Below are 18202 nucleotides of genomic sequence, written 5' to 3' on the forward strand. Positions count from 1 at the left end.
TTTAATCACTTAGTGGCGGCGCTTAGTCGCCATTAAGCTCGCTTTAACACCTCTATTGTTACCTCAGTTAATTGTCGAAAATTAGTACAATTTATCTATTTAATGTATTGTTATATTTTAACGTATTAAAATCTCTAGAAATAAGTTGTTGGCACCATAGAAATTGAAATAATATAAATTATTCATTTTTTGGCCCTAACAAAAAAGAGGTATTTGTTGTTAAATAACTAATAAATAAGGATTATCAATTTTTCTCTGAAATTGATTTTTATCTATTAAAAGTCAGAAAATTGCATAATATTAATGGAATTAATATATTGATTAGGGTAAAAAATAGAAGTGGCTCATCAAATAAATGGAATATAGATGAATAAAAAAATATTAGTTTTTACTGATTTAGATGGCACATTATTAGACCATTACACGTATCAAACAGAAGATGCACAAGATATGATGGATAGGTTGAAGCAAAGTGACATTGCCATTATCCCAAACAGCAGTAAAACATTACCCGAAATCGAACTGATTCGACAACAACTCTCTTTTCACTCTCCTTTTATCACCGAGAATGGCGCGGCCATTTACATCCCAATCGACTATTTCGAAAAGCAACCTATAGACACCGTAATATCAGGGCAATACTGGGTTAAATCTTTTTCATATGATAGTGAACATTGGCAATCACTATTAAAACAACATGCACAAGACTTTAAACCTTATTTCCAAGGTTTTTCTGAAATGTCTGTTGAAGATCTTATGGCGTTAACCGATTTAAGTCATGAAAATGCGTCAATGGCTAAGCAACGACAATTTAGCGAACCTCTGCATTGGAAGGGAGATGAACAAACACAAGCTAAATTTATTACTTGTATGGAGTCTCATGGTGCAAGAGTATTACAAGGAGGGCGTTTTTTGCATATCAGTGGACATTGCGACAAAGGGCAAGCGCAACAGTGGCTTAGCGAGCAATATTCACAATATGCTGCAAAATCTTCTTCACAAACATCTTTCATCGCACCACAAGAACATATCATCACAATTGCACTAGGGGATGGTAAAAATGACATCGCGATGCTGGAACAGGCTACTTTTGCTGTCCAAATAAAATCCCCAGTGCATGAATTTCCAACTCTCAATAGACAAAATAATATTTATCAAAGCCGTCAGTATGGGCCCGCTGGCTGGGCCGAATCGTTACATGAAATTTTATCTTCGACACTAATTTGCTAAATTAAGGAATTGTATAATGGCTGATTTTTATCAAAATGGCATTGTCACTACAATGCATAACCTGAGACAGCGTAGTAATGAAAACCTAGAAGCAGAGCTACAAAAATTTTCATCCGCACGCCCAATGGGCTTAATTTTACCTTCACTCTTTTCTGAATTAGAAGGCGATGCATTCCCAGATATCGTCGATCACCTTTGTGAAGTTCCTTACCTAAGCGAAATTGTTATTGGATTGGATCGAGCTAATGAAGAGCAATATCGTCATGCACTTAAGTTTTTCAAAAAGCTTCCACAGCATCATCGAGTATTATGGAATGAAGGACCTAGATTAAAAGCCTTAGATGCAAAATTACAAGCACTGGGCGTTGCACCAAAAGAATTGGGTAAAGGCCGAAATGTTTGGTATTGCATGGGCTATACATTAGCTTCAGGCAAAGCAGAATCAGTGGCATTACATGATTGTGATATCGTAACCTATGATCGCGCCCTATTAGCACGCTTAATTTACCCAGTGGCAAACCCTGGTTTTAACTATGAGTTTTGTAAAGGTTTTTACTCTAGGGTTGCCGATGGCAAGGTGAATGGTCGTGTATCACGCCTATTAGTTACGCCGTTAGTTAAAGCGTTAAAGAAAACTATTGGCCATAATGATTATCTAGAATTTATTGATAGCTTCCTTTACCCATTGGCAGGAGAATTCTCATTCCGTAAAGATGTATTAAGTGATTTGCGTATTCCAAGCGATTGGGGTCTTGAAATAGGTGTGTTATCTGAAATGCACCGTAACTATGCAAGTAACCGCACTTGTCAGGTTGATATTTCAGATGCATACGATCATAAACACCAAGATTTATCGCTGGACAACGTAGAAGGTGGATTATCTAAAATGTCCGTGGACATTACTAAAGCCTTTATTCGTAAACTGGCAACACAGGGTGAAACATTTAGTACCGAAAGTATTCGTACTTTAAAAGCAACTTATTACCGTATCGCATTAGATTATTTAGAAATGTATCGTGGTGATGCACTAATGAATGGGTTAAGTTTAGATATCCATAATGAAGAAAAAGCCATAGAGATGTTTGCTGAGAATGTCATGACTGCAGGCCAGATCTTCTTAGATAAGCCAATGGATACGCCTTTCATTCCATCATGGAGCCGTGTTATCAGTGCGATGCCAGATGTGTTGGACCAGCTGAAAGAAGCGGTAGAGTTAGATTATCAAGAGTTCAGTGAGTAAAAGCATCACTCATATTAAAATCAATAATAAAATGACACCAAGCAATCACTGTTAATTACTTGGTGTTAATAAGGGGAGTTTTATGGCGGAATTAAGTGCAGCAGAAAATGAACTGTTACTGTTAAAAAGTAAATTAACACAACAGCTTAATTTTATTTATAAAGATGTTGAGCTAAGTATTAGTTGTGAAGATTTAAGCGATCAATTAGTTGAATTGATGCGTTTAAATGAAAGCTGCACAGCGCCAGTTCCTCATGAAAATCATTGGTCACAGAAAGATATTATCATGATCACCTATGGTGATAGTGTTATGAAAGCGGATGAAAAACCGTTAGTGACGCTTCAGCATTTTATGAATCATTACCTTGGTGATAGCGTTAATAGTGTACATATTTTACCCTTTTTCCCTTATAGCTCAGATGATGGTTTTTCAGTTATTGATTACTCTAGTGTTAATGAATCGCTAGGGGGTTGGGAAGAAATTCAATCAATCGCGAAAGATCGTCGCTTAATGTCTGATTTAGTGATTAACCATTGTTCTAGTCGAAGTGCATGGTTTGATAATTTTATTAAAGGCGAAGGGATTGGTAGTGACTTTTTCTATACCGCATCACCTGATGATGACTTATCAAATGTGGTCCGTCCAAGAACCTCTGACCTATTAAGAGAAACAGAAACAGGTAAAGGCACTCAACATGTATGGTGTACCTTCAGCCATGACCAAGTCGACTTTGACTTTAGAAACCCTGAAGTGCTCAAAAGCTTTGTGTCTATTATCCGTTTATATCTGGATATGGGAGTTAAAATTTTCCGTTTTGATGCCGTAGCGTTTTTATGGAAAAAACTTAATAGCACTTCTATCAACTTACCTGAAACCCATGAAGTAGTTCGTTTATTAAGAACCTTATTAGAGCATGCTCAACATGATGCAGTGATTATTACGGAAACAAACATCCCTAATACTCAAAATCTGACCTATTTTGGTAATGCTAATGAAGCCCATGCAATCTATAACTTCTCATTACCTCCTTTACTGATTAATACGTTAGTAACCGGCAACTGCTTATACCTAAAACGCTGGTTAATGAGTATGCCTCCTTCACAAAATGGTACTTTCTATTTTAACTTTATTGCATCACATGACGGTATCGGTTTACGTCCAGCTGAAGGGTTATTAAATGATTATGAATTAACAACGTTAGTAGAAACCATGCAGCAATTTGGCGGTAAGGTTTCATGGCGTACCACTGAAACCGGTGCACCTAAAGCTTATGAAATTAATATTGCACTCTACGATGCATTACAAGGAACAACCAAAGGCAAAGATAAATTAGGACTACAACGCTTTTTGTGTGCTCATGCCATTATGTTCGGGCTAGAAGGGGTGCCTGGCGTTTACATTCATAGTTTATTAGGAACGCAAAACGATTATGAGAAAGTGGCTAATACACAGCACAATCGCTCTATTAATAGACATCGTTGGGATTACGAAGAGTTACAAGATAATCTAGATGACGAAACTAACCACCATTCAATCGTATTAAACTCATTAAAAGATTTATTGGATATTCGTATTAAACAACCAGCATTCCATCCTAATGCAACGCAATTTACGTTACATTTAGGGTTACAAATGTTTGGTTTCTGGCGTCAAAGCTTAGATAGAAAACAAAGCATATTCTGTATCAGTAATATTACAAGTCATGAAATGGAACTTGCTATTCATGACCTCAACCTTATTATGACAGATAATTGGTATGAATTAATCTCTGGCGAGGTCATAGATGTACAGGCAGATATGATGATGCTTGCACCGTATCAAACAGTTTGGATAAGTAATATTTTATATGAATAATCACTCATAAAGTTGCTATAGCGCATAACTGGATATACTAACTGAAATCAGTTTAATACGTGGTTGGTCTATGATGTGATAGATATGTTCAAGAAAGGTGACTTAACCATTTAAGCACCAATAATGTTAAAGCCAATCGCGATAATACGATTGGCTTTTTCATTTATAAGGAAGAAGATGCGTCAGTTGATTCGGGGTTATTCAATTCCAATTGAATCTCTGCTAATTTATTTTGTATAGTGATCAAATTATCAGGACCGAAGCGAAGCAACAGCTTTTGTGCATCATTTAAATCCTCTAAAGTCGGATCATCAAATAGGTACATAACAGAAGGTGAATGCAAAGTAATTGGCTCTTCAATGACAGGGACGCTTAAAGCAACGTCAATCGCATTATTTAACACATCATGAAACTCCGATCCTGGACGAGCGATTTCATGATATGACTCGTCTATCAAAGGTTTAAAAGTATGATAAGCCTTTATCAACTTCTTAACATCTAATGAGTCAATGTAAGCCGCATATTTATCATAACGCTGGTAACTTTGTTGAGATAAAATAGCCTGTCCTGCTTCCCTATCAATGACAAAAGGTAACTTAGGTGGAAGTAATGGGCTGAAACTAGCAATGAAATCACCTCGACTAAAATTATCAATAAATACAACAGTACTGCTAATAATCCCTTTTTGTAGAATCTTGTTATTCATTAAACTTGGCTTACTAAATTCCTCAATGGATAATAATACGTCTGGGTCAGACTCCATCAATGTCGGCAAATCAGGATCTACAGGCGCTATGATTGTAGGTTCTGCGGATGAAACTAAAGGCGCACCTACATTTTTAGTCATGCTAGTGTCACTTTCTGTTGGTTGAGTGATAACCGTTGTTTTATCTTCATTGCTAACTTGTTGGTTATTATTAAATAAGGAAGATAATTCAAGTCTTTCAACTAGCCTATGGTGCTGGTCTGGGTAAGTGAAATAAAAAATACTGTAACCAAATATTGAGACACAAATGACAATTAATAGAATATTTAGCCATGAATACGATTTTTCTTTTGGGAAGTCAGGGTAGGGCATGTGTTATTTACTCCATTTTAAAGTAGTTAACATGTTGAGATAAGACATTAACTCAACTGCACATTCACTATATCTGAATTTAACAACAGTTTATGTAGATTTTTTGCTTAAGCATATAAATTAATTGAGATAAATAAAGTTAAACCTGTTTAAAAAATAGCATTAAAAAGCATTTTTAATTAATATGTGAATTAATATTGTGCAATGCGTTTAATTATTCGGCAAGCAACAAAATATATGTAAATAAAGTTTGACGATAAGTCCGCAACTCAGTAATATCTCGCCTCGTTGACAGGCATTAAGCGTTTCAACACAAAAGGTAACGAAATGATTGTTTAGTTTCCTTTGCTGCTAAAGCATAAAACTGGTGATTAACGTAGTTTGATAGCGTATCTCCAGTGTTTTGGATAAGAGTTGGACCAGATGGTTTGACCCATTATTACAAAGCGCAAATAAATACTCGGTGATTAGCGCAGCTTGGTAGCGCATCTGGTTTGGGACCAGAGGGTCAGAGGTTCGAATCCTCTATCACCGACCACATTTAAATATAATGAGAAATCGTTATAAAGGTATAAATCCTGCTTTTGCGCCCTTAGCTCAGCTGGATAGAGCAACGGCCTTCTAAGCCGTAGGCCACAGGTTCGAATCCTGTAGGGCGTACCATTTTTAAAAAAGTTTAGTGGCGGATGTAGCTCAGTTGGTAGAGCCCCGGATTGTGATTCCGGTTGTCGCGGGTTCAAACCCCGTCATTCGCCCCATTTTTTAAATCTTAAGTTAAAAAGTTTAAGTAGTTGCGGAAGTGGCGGAATTGGTAGACGCGCTAGATTTAGGTTCTAGTATCGCAAGGTGTGAGAGTTCAAGTCTCTCCTTCCGCACCATTTAAACTAAAATCAACCACTCACGGTTGATTAAAATGTAACAAAAACTCGGTGATTAGCGCAGCTTGGTAGCGTATCTCCAGTGTTTTGGATGAAAGTTGGACCAGAGGGTTTGACCCATTATTACAAATCACAAATAAAAAACTCGGTGATTAGCGCAGCTTGGTAGCGCATCTGGTTTGGGACCAGAGGGTCAGAGGTTCGAATCCTCTATCACCGACCACATTAAAGAAGCTCGTAGCATTCATTATGTTACGAGCTTTTTGCATTTTAGAAATAAATTCTCGGTGATTAGCGCATCTTGGTAGCGCATCTCCATGTTTTGGGTAAAAGTTGGACCAGAAGTGTTTTTAGGTTCGAATCCTCTATCACCGACCACATTAAGAATAATCCGCTTAGCTAGAAATAGCTAAGCGGATTTTTTCATTTATGGCTCTGAAAGTACGAGATTAGCTTAAAAGATAGCTCAGACACTAAGCTGTCGCTTATTCGCTCCATCTATCACCGACCACATTAAAGAAGCTCGTAGCATTCATTATGTTACGGGCTTTTTGCATTCTAGAACCTCTACTTTTCGTTTCTAAAATACAAATAACAATATTCGGTGATTAGTGCAGTTTGGTAGCGCATCTCCAGTGTTTTGAAAAAGAGTTGGAACAGAGTGTTTTTAGGTTCCTGTCTAATATCACGACCACATTAAGAATCATCCGCTTAGCTAGAAATAGTTAAGCGGATTTTTTCGTTCATGGCTCTGAAAGTACGAGATTAGTTGAAAAGATAGCTCAGACACTAAGCTGTCGCTTATTCGCTCCATCTATCACCTACCACATTAAAAAAAATCCGCATAATCCGCTTAGCTAGAAATAGTTAAGCGGATTTTTTCGTTTATGGCTTTGAAAGTACGAGATTAGTTGAAAAGATAGCTCAGACATTAAGCTGTCGCTTATTCGCTCCATCTATCATCGACCACATTTGAAAAGCCCGTAATATTTAATCATGTTGCGGGCTTTCGCATTTTAAAACCTCAGTCTCTTTTTCTAAAATGCAAATAATGATTTTGGTTGTTAGTGCTGTTTGGTAGACTATATTTTGAGTGTTTTCTTCATATTTTGACCGTTTAATTAACTAGAAAACGATACCACTCCTAGCTAGATATATGAAAGTTACTTTAATGCTATATACAAAACGTTCTATTAATCTGAGGTGAGCATAACTATAAAATATCGAAACTAAAAAGTAAGTATTAAATAGTACTTTAAGTTTAAGAGGTTAGTTGTTTTATTTATTGCTAGCTATTTTTGATTTTTGCACCTTTGTTGTGCTGAAATGGCTAGCAATTGTGGTTTTTAGGGCAGGTTATGCAAATGACAATGTCTCAGTTCTATATTTTAATTTTAAAATTCAATTTATAAACAAAGAGTTATATCAAAAAATAATTTTTTTATCTTTTGGCACGTTAGCTGCTTGTTAAGTTTGTTGTAATAATTGATATTGCTAGTAATGAATGAAGATTTAATTCTACGTTACAGCTAAATAAAATGTATTCACATATTTCATAATAAAATAGAGGTAAAGTTATGCGTAGATTAAAAGCAGGAATACTGTCACTGGCATTGGCGACCTTCGCTAGTTCAACCTTGGCAAATACGATTAAAATTAGTACGACTGTTCCAGAAACATCAAATTGGATGGAAGCTGCTAATACATTTAAAGAAATAGTGGAGAGTAAAACCCCCCATACTGTTCAAATTTACCCTAATGGTGTATTGGCTAGTGGGAACGATCGTGTTGAGTTGGAAATGGCTCAAGCGGGTGCAGTAGACATCATCATGAAAACGACGATTTGGCTGTCACAGTTGAACCAAGACTTTTTAGTAACTGCAATGCCGTGGATGTTTCCAAATGCAGAAGTAGCAATGGAAGTTATGGACGGCCCTACTGGTCAGCAACTTTCTACTAGCCTTAATAAAGTTGGTCTTGAGGCTCTAGCTTGGGGGGATGGGGGGTTTTTCCAGCTTTATTCAAAAAAGGGTCCTATTAAAACTCCAAACGATATCGCAGGTGTAAAGATTCGAGTACCTGGAAACCCTATCTTTGTTAAAACATGGAATGGAGTGGGGGCTGAGCCAACACCAATTAGTTTTTCTGAAATATTTTCTTCATTACAATCTGGTGCTATCGATGGTGGTGTAGCAACAACACCTTTGATTTATGCTAAGAGATTTTACGAAGTTGCTCCGTATGTTTCAGTTATTAACTTCTCATTTGAATCTGTTGGCATGATTGCAAATAAAGCGATGTTAGATGGCCTGAGTGAAGCAGATCAAGACATTATTAAACAAGCTGCTATCGAAGGTATGAAAGCACAACGAGCACTGGCTCTTAAAGAAAATAGTGAATACTTAACTAAGATGACCGCTGCAGGTTCAAGAATTTATGTACCTACGGATGAAGAGCTAAGCCAATTTAAACAAATTGCGCAACCAATTTACGATCAATTTAAAGAGTCTGTTGGTAGCGAGTTAGTTACTAAGGTTGAAGAAGAAGTTAAAGCTTTAACTAAATAAATTTATTGTTAGTTATTCAACTGAAAGATCTGATTTAGTGGTTGCTTTGTTAATTGTAAAGTAGCCACTTTAATCTGAATTTTTAAAGTCATAATTTTAACCACTAACGTTTGGTATTAATGCAGATGATTATTAATTATAACAGGTGCTCCTCTTTAGTTAAAACGATAGCGACACGATTAGGGTTAGCACTCGACGCCATTGAAAAATGGACGTTGGTATCACTCTTAATTGGTGTTGTTGTGCTGATTTTCTCGGGTGTATTATCAAGATTTGTTTTTCACTATTCAATTGCATTTAGTGAAGAGCTTGCTCGATTTATTTTTTTATGGGGTGGCTTATTAGGTGCATCAGCAGCCTTTAAAACTGGTGAACATAACGGTATCCCTCTTATCGTCAACCGGTTTAGTCCTCGGTGGCAGCGCGTTGTCGAGATATTTGTTGCTACAGGTATCTTAGTGTTTATGTCTTATTTAATTTATATGTCTGGGGTGTCGACTCTAAAGTCTTTCCAAAGTGGGCAAATAAGTACGACTACTGAAATTCCTGTTTGGGTTATAAATTTTGGGATGATGCTCGCTTTTGTCATTGGTGCTATTCGTTGTATTCAAGGTTTTTTTCTTGGCGCATTTAAAGCTGAGCAACGACCAGAAAGTAAAAAATTAGACGTAGAAGGTTAGGAACTCACTTTATGGATATTTTAAGTAATCCAAGCGTAATCGGTTTTGCAGTATTTCTTTTATTATTACTGTTTAATATGCCAGTTTTTGCATCACTGGCTTTAGCGGCTCTCTTTACTATTATATTTTTTGATGCGGCCCCTTTGGTGGTTGTTCCTTATATTTTAGGTGGCTCGCTGGATAAATTCCCGCTATTAGCGACACCATTATTTATTATTGCTGGGGCAATGATCACTCAATCGGGTATGTCACAGAGAATCGTTAATTTAGCCCAAGTTGTACTCGGGCAACTACCGGGTGGGTTAGCTTTAGCGACTCTTTTAACTGGTGCAGTTATTAGTTCTATGTCTGGGTCAAACATCGCTACTGTTGCCGCATTAAGTTTTCTTATTCCGGCTATGGCCAGTGTTGGTTATCCCAAACCTTTTGCTGTCGCAGTTGTTGCCGCAGGTTGTACTTTTGGAGTGGTGATTCCACCAAGCCTCGGTATGATTATTTATGGTGTGATCACGGAACAATCTATTCCTAAGCTGTTTTTTGCAGGTATAGGGCCAGGGTTATTAATGTTTTTGGTATTAGGTCTTTGTATTTATTTTATTTCGAGACGTAATGGCTATCGAGGTTTAGCGGTTGAGCGCACTTGGCAATCATTTAGAGTTGCCTTTGTGGATGCATTTTGGGGTTTGATGGCACCTGTTGTGATCTTAGGTGGTATTTATTCGGGTCTTTTCACTGCAACAGAAGCAGCAGCAGTTGCAGTGGTATATATTTTTCTGATTGATATGCTTATTTACCGCAAAATAGGACTCAAAAATTATCCAAACTTACTACTTGAGTCAGGTAAAACAATTGGTGTTATTGTCTTAATTATTGCTTGTTCATCAGTTTTTGCTTGGATTTGGCAAACACAGGGGTTAGCTGCTTTAGTCACTAGCAAGTTAATTGCCTGGTCCGGTGAGAGTTCTGCTGCAATGCTTTTAATGATTAATGGATTGTTGATAGTTTCAGGGGCTTTCTTGGAACCTATTGCAGCAATGTATTTATTAGTACCGTTGGTTAAGCCTGCTTTGTTATCAGCGGGTGTTGATTTGGTTCATTTTGGTGCGATTATGACCGTTAACTTGTCGATGGCACATTTAACACCTCCAGTGGGAGTTGGTTTAATGCTTGCAGCTAAAATTGGTAATGTTCCTTTTGAAACTGCAGCAAAATGGGCATTGCCTTTTGTTATTTGTGAAGCGGTTGTTATTTTGCTGGTGACCTTCTTTCCTCCTATCTCTTTGTTCTTGACGGGAACGATGTAAATGAAGGTAGATTTCTGGCAACAAGATGGTTTTGCATTAGCCAGCCAACTACGTGCAGGTACGCTCGATCCTGTTGATTTATTAATGAAGTTTGTTGAACGAATAGATCAATTAAACCCAGCTATAAATGCTGTTGTTTTTCTCAGTCAAGAAGCGCTGGAAAATGCTCAAGCTAGTGCAATACGGATAGCCGAGAAAAAGCCATTGAGCTTGATCGACGGCTTACCTATTTTGATTAAAGATAATTTAATTGTTAAAGGTATGCCAAACACTTGGGGATGCCAATTTTACGCAGAGCAAATAGACTGTGAGGATGAAATTCCAGTAGAAAAATTACGCCAAGCTGGGGCTGTGATTGTAGGTAAGACTAATGTACCAGAGTTCACTGTTGAAGGGTTTACTGCTAATAAATTATTCGGTACTACGGTTAACCCGTGGGATACATCAATGACCCCTGGTGGCTCAAGTGGAGGTAGTGTTGCTGCTGTAGCGGCAGGGATGATACCGTTGTCCATTGGTACTGATGGTGGCGGATCTATTCGTCGCCCAGCAGCTTATACTAACTTAGTTGGTTTGAAGACAACACTAGGGCGCATTCCTAGGGGAGGTGGGTTACCGCCATTGTTATTAGATATGGAAGTAATTGGCCCACTGACCCGTAGTGTACGCGATCAAGCTATGTTGTTTGATGTATTAGCACAACCAGATACTCGAGATCATCGCTCTTTGCAATTTGCCCCTGCTAATAGTATGCAAAACTTATTAAAAGCACCTAAGTCACTACGTATTCTCGCCGTTGAGCAATTTGCTGGTGACCCTGTGGATCCCGATATACGCAATAGCTTCCGACAAATGATCGAGTTAATGAAATCGATGGGGCACCAAGTTGAGACAGGTGAACTGCCATTAGATATTCAACCACTAAGCGAACACTGGGCTTCAATCGCCAGTATTAGTTTAAACATGCTGATTCAACGTGAGCCAGATATACGCAAGCTAGCATCTAGTAAATATATTCAATGGGCAGAGACCCAGCATAGTGCAGCTGATTTATTAAATATTATTGAAATTATTACAGAATTGAGGAACCAGGCCGCTCAGGTATTTGATACTCTCGATATTATTATGACCCCTTGCTGTGCCGCTATGCCTTGGTCTACTGCAATGGACTTTCCGACAGAAATAGACGGGCAACCAGTTGGCCCTCGTGGTTCTGCTGTTTTTACTGGTTGGGTCAATGGTTGCGGTCATCCAGCAATTAGCCTGCCGGGAAAAATGACTCAAAAATCGATGCCAATAGGTATTCAGTTTGTTGGAGGTTTTGGTCAAGACGAGTTGCTGCTGCAGTTGGCACAACAAATAGAAGATAAGCAAAGTTGGTTAGGCCAATGGCCTACAGTGGCTTTTATGGATAAATAATTGAATATTTAAGAGAAAATTAAGCTCTATTTAACAGTGTTTTAGTATTGTTTTAATAGGTAAAGTCTAGAGAAAATCATCGTGTATTAGCAATTTCACTTGCCAGAAATATAGTTTATATCGTTTGTTAACGCATGCTAGAATAAGCCATTATTTTGTTAAGCATAAAATAGGATTTATGAGTAAAAAAGTGACAGCCAGCAAAGAAAGTGAAATTGAGCGTATTGTTCAAACACTAGTTAATGCAATTGCGCAGCGGCGTCTTAAACCCGGGCAACGTATTGTAGAATCAAAGATTGTAGAAATTTTAAATGCGAACCGAAACCATGTTCAAGTTGCTTTGAAACAGATGGCACTAGCGAATATTGTCCATATTGAACGAAATAAAGGGGCTTTTGTTTCTCAACCAAGCGCGAAGGAAGCTAGAGATGTATTTGCAGCACGCCGAGTTGTAGAGCTTGGAATTTTAGAGCAAATTACACCAGAAAAAATAAACACTTATCAAAAAGAGCTTACTACACATATTGAAGAAGAGAGCCTCACTATAGAAAAAGGTGACCCACATAAAATTGTATTGATCTTGACTTCCTTTCATCGCCTCCTTGCCAAGGTATCAGAGAACTCTGTACTGATGGACATTTTAGATAATTTACTTATTCGTAGCTCAATGATAGAGATGCTTTATTCCCGTAATGCTGTCCCAAGCTGTGCTTCATGTGAGCATAAGAATATCCTCAGCGCATTGCAGGAAGGTGATAATAAAAAGGCTGTTGAGTTGATGGTCAAGCATATCGAAGAAATAGAAGAGCATCTTATTTTGGTTGATGAAAAAGAAACAAGTTTTGACCTTGCTGATGCGTTAAATGCTATTTAATAAAGAGTGATACATGGCATCACTCTTTAAGTTATAGGCCAATTCGTTAGTGGCTACTAACATGAGCCAGTTATCAATAGCCTTTTTTCAATTAAAACTTATCACTTTTATAGTTATTCAACGAAAATTTCTCTTCCAATTAAATTTGATAGTTCTGTAGATAACCCTTTACATCCTTTTTTAGGTGGAGATGCGTAACTCCCTAAACGTGATGATTGGTCAGGGTACAGTTGTACCAGAACTTCTGCTTGTTTGACCGCGCAACTTACACCATCCAGTGCTGGAACAGGTAATTGTGAGCGAACGCTTCTGGCTAGGCCGGCTAATGGGGCTCCTGCTAAAATTAACACATCCGCACCATCTTGTTTAATCGCTTCATTGGCAAGTTGAATGAGACGAGTACCTTGGTTTTCTTGTACTAAACTAATGTCTGCGAGTGTTTCATCTAACGCTCTGATTGAAGCTAGTTTTAAAGAAAAACCTTCTTTTTCAACTGTTTCTTTATACCAAGCTTGTATTCGTTGGGAAATAGCGATGATCGATACCTTACCTCCTAATTGGCTTGCACTTGCTAATGCCGCTTCAGTCATGCCAATAACAGGAATAGGTAATATTTCACGTAGGGCATCAAGGCCTGGGTCTCCAAAAGCAGCAACTATAATTGCGTCATAATACATATAATTTTCAGCTGCTAATTGCATTACTGCATATCCTGCAATTTGCGCTTCTGCTCGTGTTTCTATGTAAGCAACTCCAAACGGAGCAGTTAATACAGTTAACTCTGTATCGTTAGATATACTTAGTCTCGCTTCCTGTTCGATCAAATCACTTAAAGATTCTGAAATGTTGGGATTTATTATTAATAATTTCATAATAGTACGCTCAATTTATTTAAAAAATGAAACACCTAAATTTAGGTGATTCATTTCATTAGATTACAGATGCTTTTTAAAAGTTATATATAACCTGTTATTTCAATAAGTTGTTTACCTCTTTCCCCTTAAAACCTAACTAGTTAACGACTATATGTTTTGGGTGTTTAGTTAGATGTTATTTTATTATTTTATAAATAGCAGCAATATCTTCATCACCTGCACCCGCTTTACGTGCTTGTTTAAATGATTCATTGGCAATAGCAGCAGTGGGTAAGGTTAAATTTAATTTGTCACCTAAATCGACTGCTAATCTCATGTCTTTTTGCATATGTTTAAGAGGGAAGCTTGTTGTATAGTTTTCATCTAACAACATCGGTCCTTTCACTTTGAACATTGGGTTTGCCATAGCTCCTGCATCTAAAATATCTAAAATTTGCTGACCATCTAAATCTGCTTTTAACCCTAAAGAAAGCCCTTCACTGAAAATACTTAACATGCCTCCCATCACCATATTTAGTACTAATTTCATTTTAGCACCTTGACCAACTTCACCAAGATAAGGTGACATTTTACCCATGACTTCAAAGGCTGGTAATGCTTCGTCATAGACTGATTTATCTCCTGCTGCCAATATAATGAGCGTACCATCTTCTGCTGGTTTTTTGGTACCAGAAACTGGCGCTTCTAAAAAGCGTCCACCTGCTTCAATAATCGTTGTTGCAATCGATTGAGAAGTGGCATCGTCTACCGTTGACATATCAATATAACAACGGCCATCTCCAATACCAGCAGCAACCCCTTCAGGACCATTACAAATAGCCATCGCAGCAGCAGGGTCAGAAACAATAGTAAAAGTAACATCACAATGTGTTGCAACTTCTTTTGGTGATTTACCTTGATGTGCGCCTTGGTTAACTAACTCTGTACATTTATCAGGGTTGCGATTCCAAACAGTGACATCAAATCCTGCTTTGAGTAAGTTTAAAGCCATTGCGTTACCCATAATGCCTAAACCTATAAATCCAAATTTTTTCATATTTTTATTTTCCTTTGATTGCTGAAACACAGTGCTATTTTTTTAACTGCGTTATTTATATTTAAAGTTAAAATTATTGTTATGCTGTTAGTGCGACCCTAATCTCTGGGAAGTTATTCAGAGTGGCTTTGAATGGGGTTGATTCACTGATGGTTTGTATCCCAGCCCAAGCACCTGTTGCTATAATGCTGCCAGCCTGTAAAGGTTGCTGATAAAGCTGTTCGCTCAGTGTCGCTAACCATGGCAGCATTTTTAGTGGATGCCCTTGTGGGTGAGTGATTAATGTATTGTCATTAATCACCTCTTTGCCAAGTTGTATAAAAGGGGCGATATTCATTAATTGTTCGTCCCATTCAGATAAAGGCATGCCACATAAAATAATACTTCGATTCATTTGGTGATCTGCTAGTTTGAATAAGCTAGGTAAAGATTGCCATTGCTGAGCTCGCTGGTCGCATACTTCTAATGCTAAATAAACTTCACCAATAGCCGCCTTCGCATCATCTAAATTATCACCTGCATATAATGTTTTATTTAACTTGACCGCTAACTCTAATTCTAAGCCCGTGAATAAGCATTCATCTTCCCGCTCAAGCATAAGTGTTTTGTTCGTATCATGATATTGTAATGCTGATTGAGGCAAAGCTGCGGCACTTGGTTGACCTGGAGCACCGCCGAGTTTCCACAATTTAGGCGTTTGGTCTTTAAACCAGTCTAAAGCTTGAGCAACCTCTTTCTGAACTGCGTAGGCCGCTGTTTCATTGTCAGGTGTTAAGCTAATGGCATCATTAAGTGCAATAGGTTGTTTGCTATTTCTTGCCCTAACTAAAGCATTGACTAACTGTTCGTTTGCTTTCATTTATTCAGCCTCGCGCTTAAAGGGGCTAGAGTGAACTTTAGGACGAGCTGGAGTTGGTTTCTGACAAGGTAAGAAATGTCCATTTCCAACCGTCCCATGAAATTGATTGTCTTGCCAGATGATCTTGCCTCTATTGATAGTGATCGCTGGCCAAGCATCTACATTAATACCTTCATAGGGAGTGTAATCTACTGCATGATGTAATTTATCATTGGTGATTTTTTGTGAGTTTTGATCATCCCATATCACTAAATCAGCATCAGCTCCTATCGCAATAGAACCTTTTTGAGGGTATAACCCATACATCTTAGCGACATTAGTAGAGGTTATTTGTACAAATTGTTCAATATTAAGCTTGTTAGACATCACGCCGTGTGAAAACAATAAAGGAAGGCGAGTTTCTACACCGGGAATACCATTAGCCACTTTATTAAAGCTTGGTTTTTTCCCTTCTGCTTGTTTACCGTTAGGATCAGCATAACTAAAAGGAGCATGATCTGACGAAAATATTGAAAAATTATCTGATTGTAGACCTTCCCAAACAATACGTTGATTATCTGGGTCTCTTGGTGGTGGGCTACAAATACACTTAGTTGCTTCATAGTCATCTTCGCCCCCTAAGTCATCTGTTGAGAGAAACAAATATTGCGGACAAGTTTCTGCGTAAATTTTTAAACCTTTATTTTGTGCCCATCGTATTTGCTCTATCGCTTCTCTGCCTGAAACATGCACGATCAAAATAGGCACATCAACTAACTCTGCAAAAGTAATGGCTCTATGTGTTGCTTCGCGCTCTACTAACATAGGTCGAGATTCTGCATGATACTTGGGCGCTGTATGCCCGGCACTTAATAAACGCTCTGTTAACCAAGTGATACAATCGGAGCTCTCAGCATGCACCATGATTAAAGCGCCATGCTCACGAGCAACCGCTAACGTTTTAATGATGTCACTATCAGATAGCTTCATATCATCATAAGTCATGTATATTTTAAATGAGGTATAACCTTCATTGATTAAATCAGGTAATTCTTGCAAAACCTGTTCATTGACATCTGTGATGATGATATGAAAAGCATAATCAATATAGGATTGTTTGTTTGCTTTACGATGATAATCTGCAACGGCATCTTTTAATGTTTGCCCACGTTGTTGAACTGCAAATGGAATAACCGTTGTTGTTCCGCCACAAGCGGCGGAGCGAGAGCCTGAAGTAAAGTCATCGGCCATTTTTACACCATTTTTACTCGGCTCTGCAAAGTGGCAGTGTCCATCAATGCCACCTGGAGTAACCCAAGCACCTTTTGCGTCAATCTCATCATCACAGCTACCGAGGTCTTTTCCTAGTGCTTTTATAGTGCCGTCTTTTATTCCTATATCTGCAGAAAAGATATCAGCGGCTGTGGCACAACGTGCATTTTTAATTATTAAGTCAAATTGATTATTCATTTTGCCTCCTGGAAAAAGCGACCCCAATTATTTACTTTTGTACTATCGACTCCAACTTCTCGAAGCATTTTCCAAATAACAGTAGAAGTGGTATCGATGATAGGGATATTGCATTCTGCCTCCCATTCACTTACTTGGTCAGCGGAGCATAAATTAGTGCAGTAAAGTAAAATGGCATCAGGAGCTTGTTTAGAAACTTCCATTACACAGGACTTTAGTTGTTCGGTGCTTACTTCAGAAAAGGCAAAGTTATCACTAATATTTAAGTGCTTTTCTGCGACAGTATTAATATTAATTGATTGGTAATTTGCGACGATCTTTTCTTGAACATCTACAGTATAAGGGGAAACAATAGCAATACGTTTTACTGCCATTTTATTTAGTATTTCATTTAAGGCGAGCACAGAAGAGGTTGCCGGAATACCCGTTGAATCTGTAATAGCTTGGCAAAGTGTTTGATCCTGCTCAAAACCCATCCAGCCAGCTGCAGTGCCTGACCAACCAATTATATCAACTTTGGCATCTGCCAATAATGACGCAGCATTTAAGATAGGGGAAAGCTCAAATTGATTTAAATCTTGAGTATCCAAGCTTATTTTTGTCACCCTAAATCGAGAGAAATGTGCTGTCACATTATCTACTTGGCTTAATAGAGCAGAGGTTAAAGGCTCTAATGCAGTATTAGATGAAGGGGTTAATACACCGACCAAAAGTCGTTTTGCATGGTTTTCTTTGTTCATTGGCACGCTCCTAATAGTATGTTTATATACTATTGCAATATAGTTTAATAAATTGCATGCAATATATAATGCAATTACTAAAGCATTAATTGTGCCATGATCAAGTTTTTAAATAAAA

General features: G+C 37.8%; 14 protein-coding genes and 6 tRNA genes. 14 read left to right on the plus strand and 6 right to left on the minus strand.

The features are described 5' to 3' along the window. The first annotated feature begins 366 nt into the window (after window positions 1-366). From OW492_RS07675 to OW492_RS07685, 3 genes are all read left to right on the plus strand, one after another. On the plus strand, window positions 367-1230 hold the full coding sequence (locus OW492_RS07675) for an HAD-IIB family hydrolase (RefSeq protein ID WP_290039346.1): 864 nt from the start codon (window positions 367-369) through the stop codon (window positions 1228-1230). Between the two features lie 16 nt (window positions 1231-1246). After that, the gene (locus tag OW492_RS07680) at window positions 1247-2470 is read left to right on the plus strand and encodes a glycosyl transferase (protein ID WP_290039347.1); all 1224 of its coding nucleotides are present in this window, start codon (window positions 1247-1249) and stop codon (window positions 2468-2470) included. 82 nt (window positions 2471-2552) lie between these two features. Further along, complete coding sequence (locus OW492_RS07685) at window positions 2553-4325, plus strand: sugar phosphorylase (RefSeq protein ID WP_290039348.1); 1773 nt, start codon at window positions 2553-2555, stop codon at window positions 4323-4325. A gap of 163 nt (window positions 4326-4488) precedes the next feature. On the opposite strand, the gene OW492_RS07690 is transcribed toward OW492_RS07685, so the two are convergent. After that, a complete protein-coding gene (locus OW492_RS07690; RefSeq protein WP_290039349.1) occupies window positions 4489-5403 on the minus strand; it encodes a DUF3014 domain-containing protein in 915 nt (304 codons plus the stop codon). Between the two features lie 461 nt (window positions 5404-5864). Here OW492_RS07690 and OW492_RS07695 point away from each other — a divergent pair. The 11 genes from OW492_RS07695 to OW492_RS07745 all read left to right on the plus strand — a co-directional run bounded on the left by OW492_RS07695 (window position 5865) and on the right by OW492_RS07745 (window position 13125). Continuing rightward, window positions 5865-5941, plus strand: a tRNA-Pro gene (locus tag OW492_RS07695). 48 nt (window positions 5942-5989) lie between these two features. Beyond that, a tRNA-Arg gene (locus OW492_RS07700) sits at window positions 5990-6066 on the plus strand. Between the two features lie 19 nt (window positions 6067-6085). Continuing rightward, window positions 6086-6161 (plus strand) — tRNA-His (locus tag OW492_RS07705). 35 nt (window positions 6162-6196) lie between these two features. Next, a tRNA-Leu gene (locus tag OW492_RS07710) sits at window positions 6197-6281 on the plus strand. Between the two features lie 146 nt (window positions 6282-6427). Then, window positions 6428-6504: transfer RNA gene (locus OW492_RS07715), tRNA-Pro, on the plus strand. Between the two features lie 62 nt (window positions 6505-6566). Then, window positions 6567-6659 (plus strand) — tRNA-OTHER (locus OW492_RS07720). A 1199-nt stretch (window positions 6660-7858) separates the two neighbouring features. Beyond that, window positions 7859-8848, plus strand: a complete 990-nt coding sequence (locus tag OW492_RS07725; RefSeq protein ID WP_290039350.1) for a TRAP transporter substrate-binding protein — start codon at window positions 7859-7861, stop codon at window positions 8846-8848. Window positions 8849-8973: 125 nt separating this feature from the next. Beyond that, complete coding sequence (locus OW492_RS07730) at window positions 8974-9528, plus strand: TRAP transporter small permease (protein ID WP_290039351.1); 555 nt, start codon at window positions 8974-8976, stop codon at window positions 9526-9528. 11 nt (window positions 9529-9539) lie between these two features. After that, a complete protein-coding gene (locus OW492_RS07735; protein WP_290039352.1) occupies window positions 9540-10832 on the plus strand; it encodes a TRAP transporter large permease in 1293 nt (430 codons plus the stop codon). Next, window positions 10833-12251, plus strand: a complete 1419-nt coding sequence (locus OW492_RS07740; RefSeq protein ID WP_290039353.1) for an amidase — start codon at window positions 10833-10835, stop codon at window positions 12249-12251. Window positions 12252-12429: 178 nt separating this feature from the next. Further along, window positions 12430-13125, plus strand: a complete 696-nt coding sequence (locus OW492_RS07745) for a GntR family transcriptional regulator (RefSeq protein ID WP_290039354.1) — start codon at window positions 12430-12432, stop codon at window positions 13123-13125. Window positions 13126-13238: 113 nt separating this feature from the next. Here OW492_RS07745 and OW492_RS07750 read toward each other — a convergent pair whose 3' ends face one another. The 5 genes from OW492_RS07750 to OW492_RS07770 form a co-directional block, all read right to left on the minus strand. Beyond that, window positions 13239-13997, minus strand: a complete 759-nt coding sequence (locus OW492_RS07750; protein ID WP_290039355.1) for an aspartate/glutamate racemase family protein — start codon at window positions 13995-13997, stop codon at window positions 13239-13241. A 178-nt stretch (window positions 13998-14175) separates the two neighbouring features. Further along, a complete protein-coding gene (locus OW492_RS07755; RefSeq protein ID WP_290039356.1) occupies window positions 14176-15066 on the minus strand; it encodes an NAD(P)-dependent oxidoreductase in 891 nt (296 codons plus the stop codon). 49 nt (window positions 15067-15115) lie between these two features. Further along, window positions 15116-15895: a fumarylacetoacetate hydrolase family protein gene (locus OW492_RS07760; protein ID WP_290039357.1), complete on the minus strand. Its 780-nt coding sequence runs from the start codon at window positions 15893-15895 to the stop codon at window positions 15116-15118. Next, window positions 15896-17344, minus strand: a complete 1449-nt coding sequence (hydA, locus tag OW492_RS07765) for a dihydropyrimidinase (RefSeq protein ID WP_290039358.1) — start codon at window positions 17342-17344, stop codon at window positions 15896-15898. Further along, window positions 17341-18084: an aspartate/glutamate racemase family protein gene (locus OW492_RS07770; protein ID WP_290039359.1), complete on the minus strand. Its 744-nt coding sequence runs from the start codon at window positions 18082-18084 to the stop codon at window positions 17341-17343. The genes hydA and OW492_RS07770 overlap by 4 nt, the downstream gene beginning before the upstream one ends. Window positions 18085-18202: the final 118 nt, after the last annotated feature.

The sequence above is a fragment of the Psychromonas sp. 14N.309.X.WAT.B.A12 genome (assembly GCF_030397575.1).
Classification (GTDB): Bacteria; Pseudomonadota; Gammaproteobacteria; order Enterobacterales; family Psychromonadaceae; genus Psychromonas.

Excerpts from the sequence above, each read along its gene's own strand:
- OW492_RS07675 (WP_290039346.1), top strand. The coding sequence starts at position 367 with ATGAATAAAAAAATATTAGTTTTTACTGATTTAGATGGCACATTATTA.
- OW492_RS07680 (WP_290039347.1), top strand. The coding sequence starts at position 1,247 with ATGGCTGATTTTTATCAAAATGGCATTGTCACTACAATGCATAACCTG.
- OW492_RS07685 (WP_290039348.1), top strand. The coding sequence starts at position 2,553 with ATGGCGGAATTAAGTGCAGCAGAAAATGAACTGTTACTGTTAAAAAGT.
- OW492_RS07690 (WP_290039349.1), bottom strand. The coding sequence starts at position 5,403 with ATGCCCTACCCTGACTTCCCAAAAGAAAAATCGTATTCATGGCTAAAT.
- OW492_RS07725 (WP_290039350.1), top strand. The coding sequence starts at position 7,859 with ATGCGTAGATTAAAAGCAGGAATACTGTCACTGGCATTGGCGACCTTC.
- OW492_RS07730 (WP_290039351.1), top strand. The coding sequence starts at position 8,974 with ATGATTATTAATTATAACAGGTGCTCCTCTTTAGTTAAAACGATAGCG.
- OW492_RS07735 (WP_290039352.1), top strand. The coding sequence starts at position 9,540 with ATGGATATTTTAAGTAATCCAAGCGTAATCGGTTTTGCAGTATTTCTT.
- OW492_RS07740 (WP_290039353.1), top strand. The coding sequence starts at position 10,833 with ATGAAGGTAGATTTCTGGCAACAAGATGGTTTTGCATTAGCCAGCCAA.
- OW492_RS07745 (WP_290039354.1), top strand. The coding sequence starts at position 12,430 with ATGAGTAAAAAAGTGACAGCCAGCAAAGAAAGTGAAATTGAGCGTATT.
- OW492_RS07750 (WP_290039355.1), bottom strand. The coding sequence starts at position 13,997 with ATGAAATTATTAATAATAAATCCCAACATTTCAGAATCTTTAAGTGAT.
- OW492_RS07760 (WP_290039357.1), bottom strand. The coding sequence starts at position 15,895 with ATGAAAGCAAACGAACAGTTAGTCAATGCTTTAGTTAGGGCAAGAAAT.
- hydA (WP_290039358.1), bottom strand. The coding sequence starts at position 17,344 with ATGAATAATCAATTTGACTTAATAATTAAAAATGCACGTTGTGCCACA.
- OW492_RS07770 (WP_290039359.1), bottom strand. The coding sequence starts at position 18,084 with ATGAACAAAGAAAACCATGCAAAACGACTTTTGGTCGGTGTATTAACC.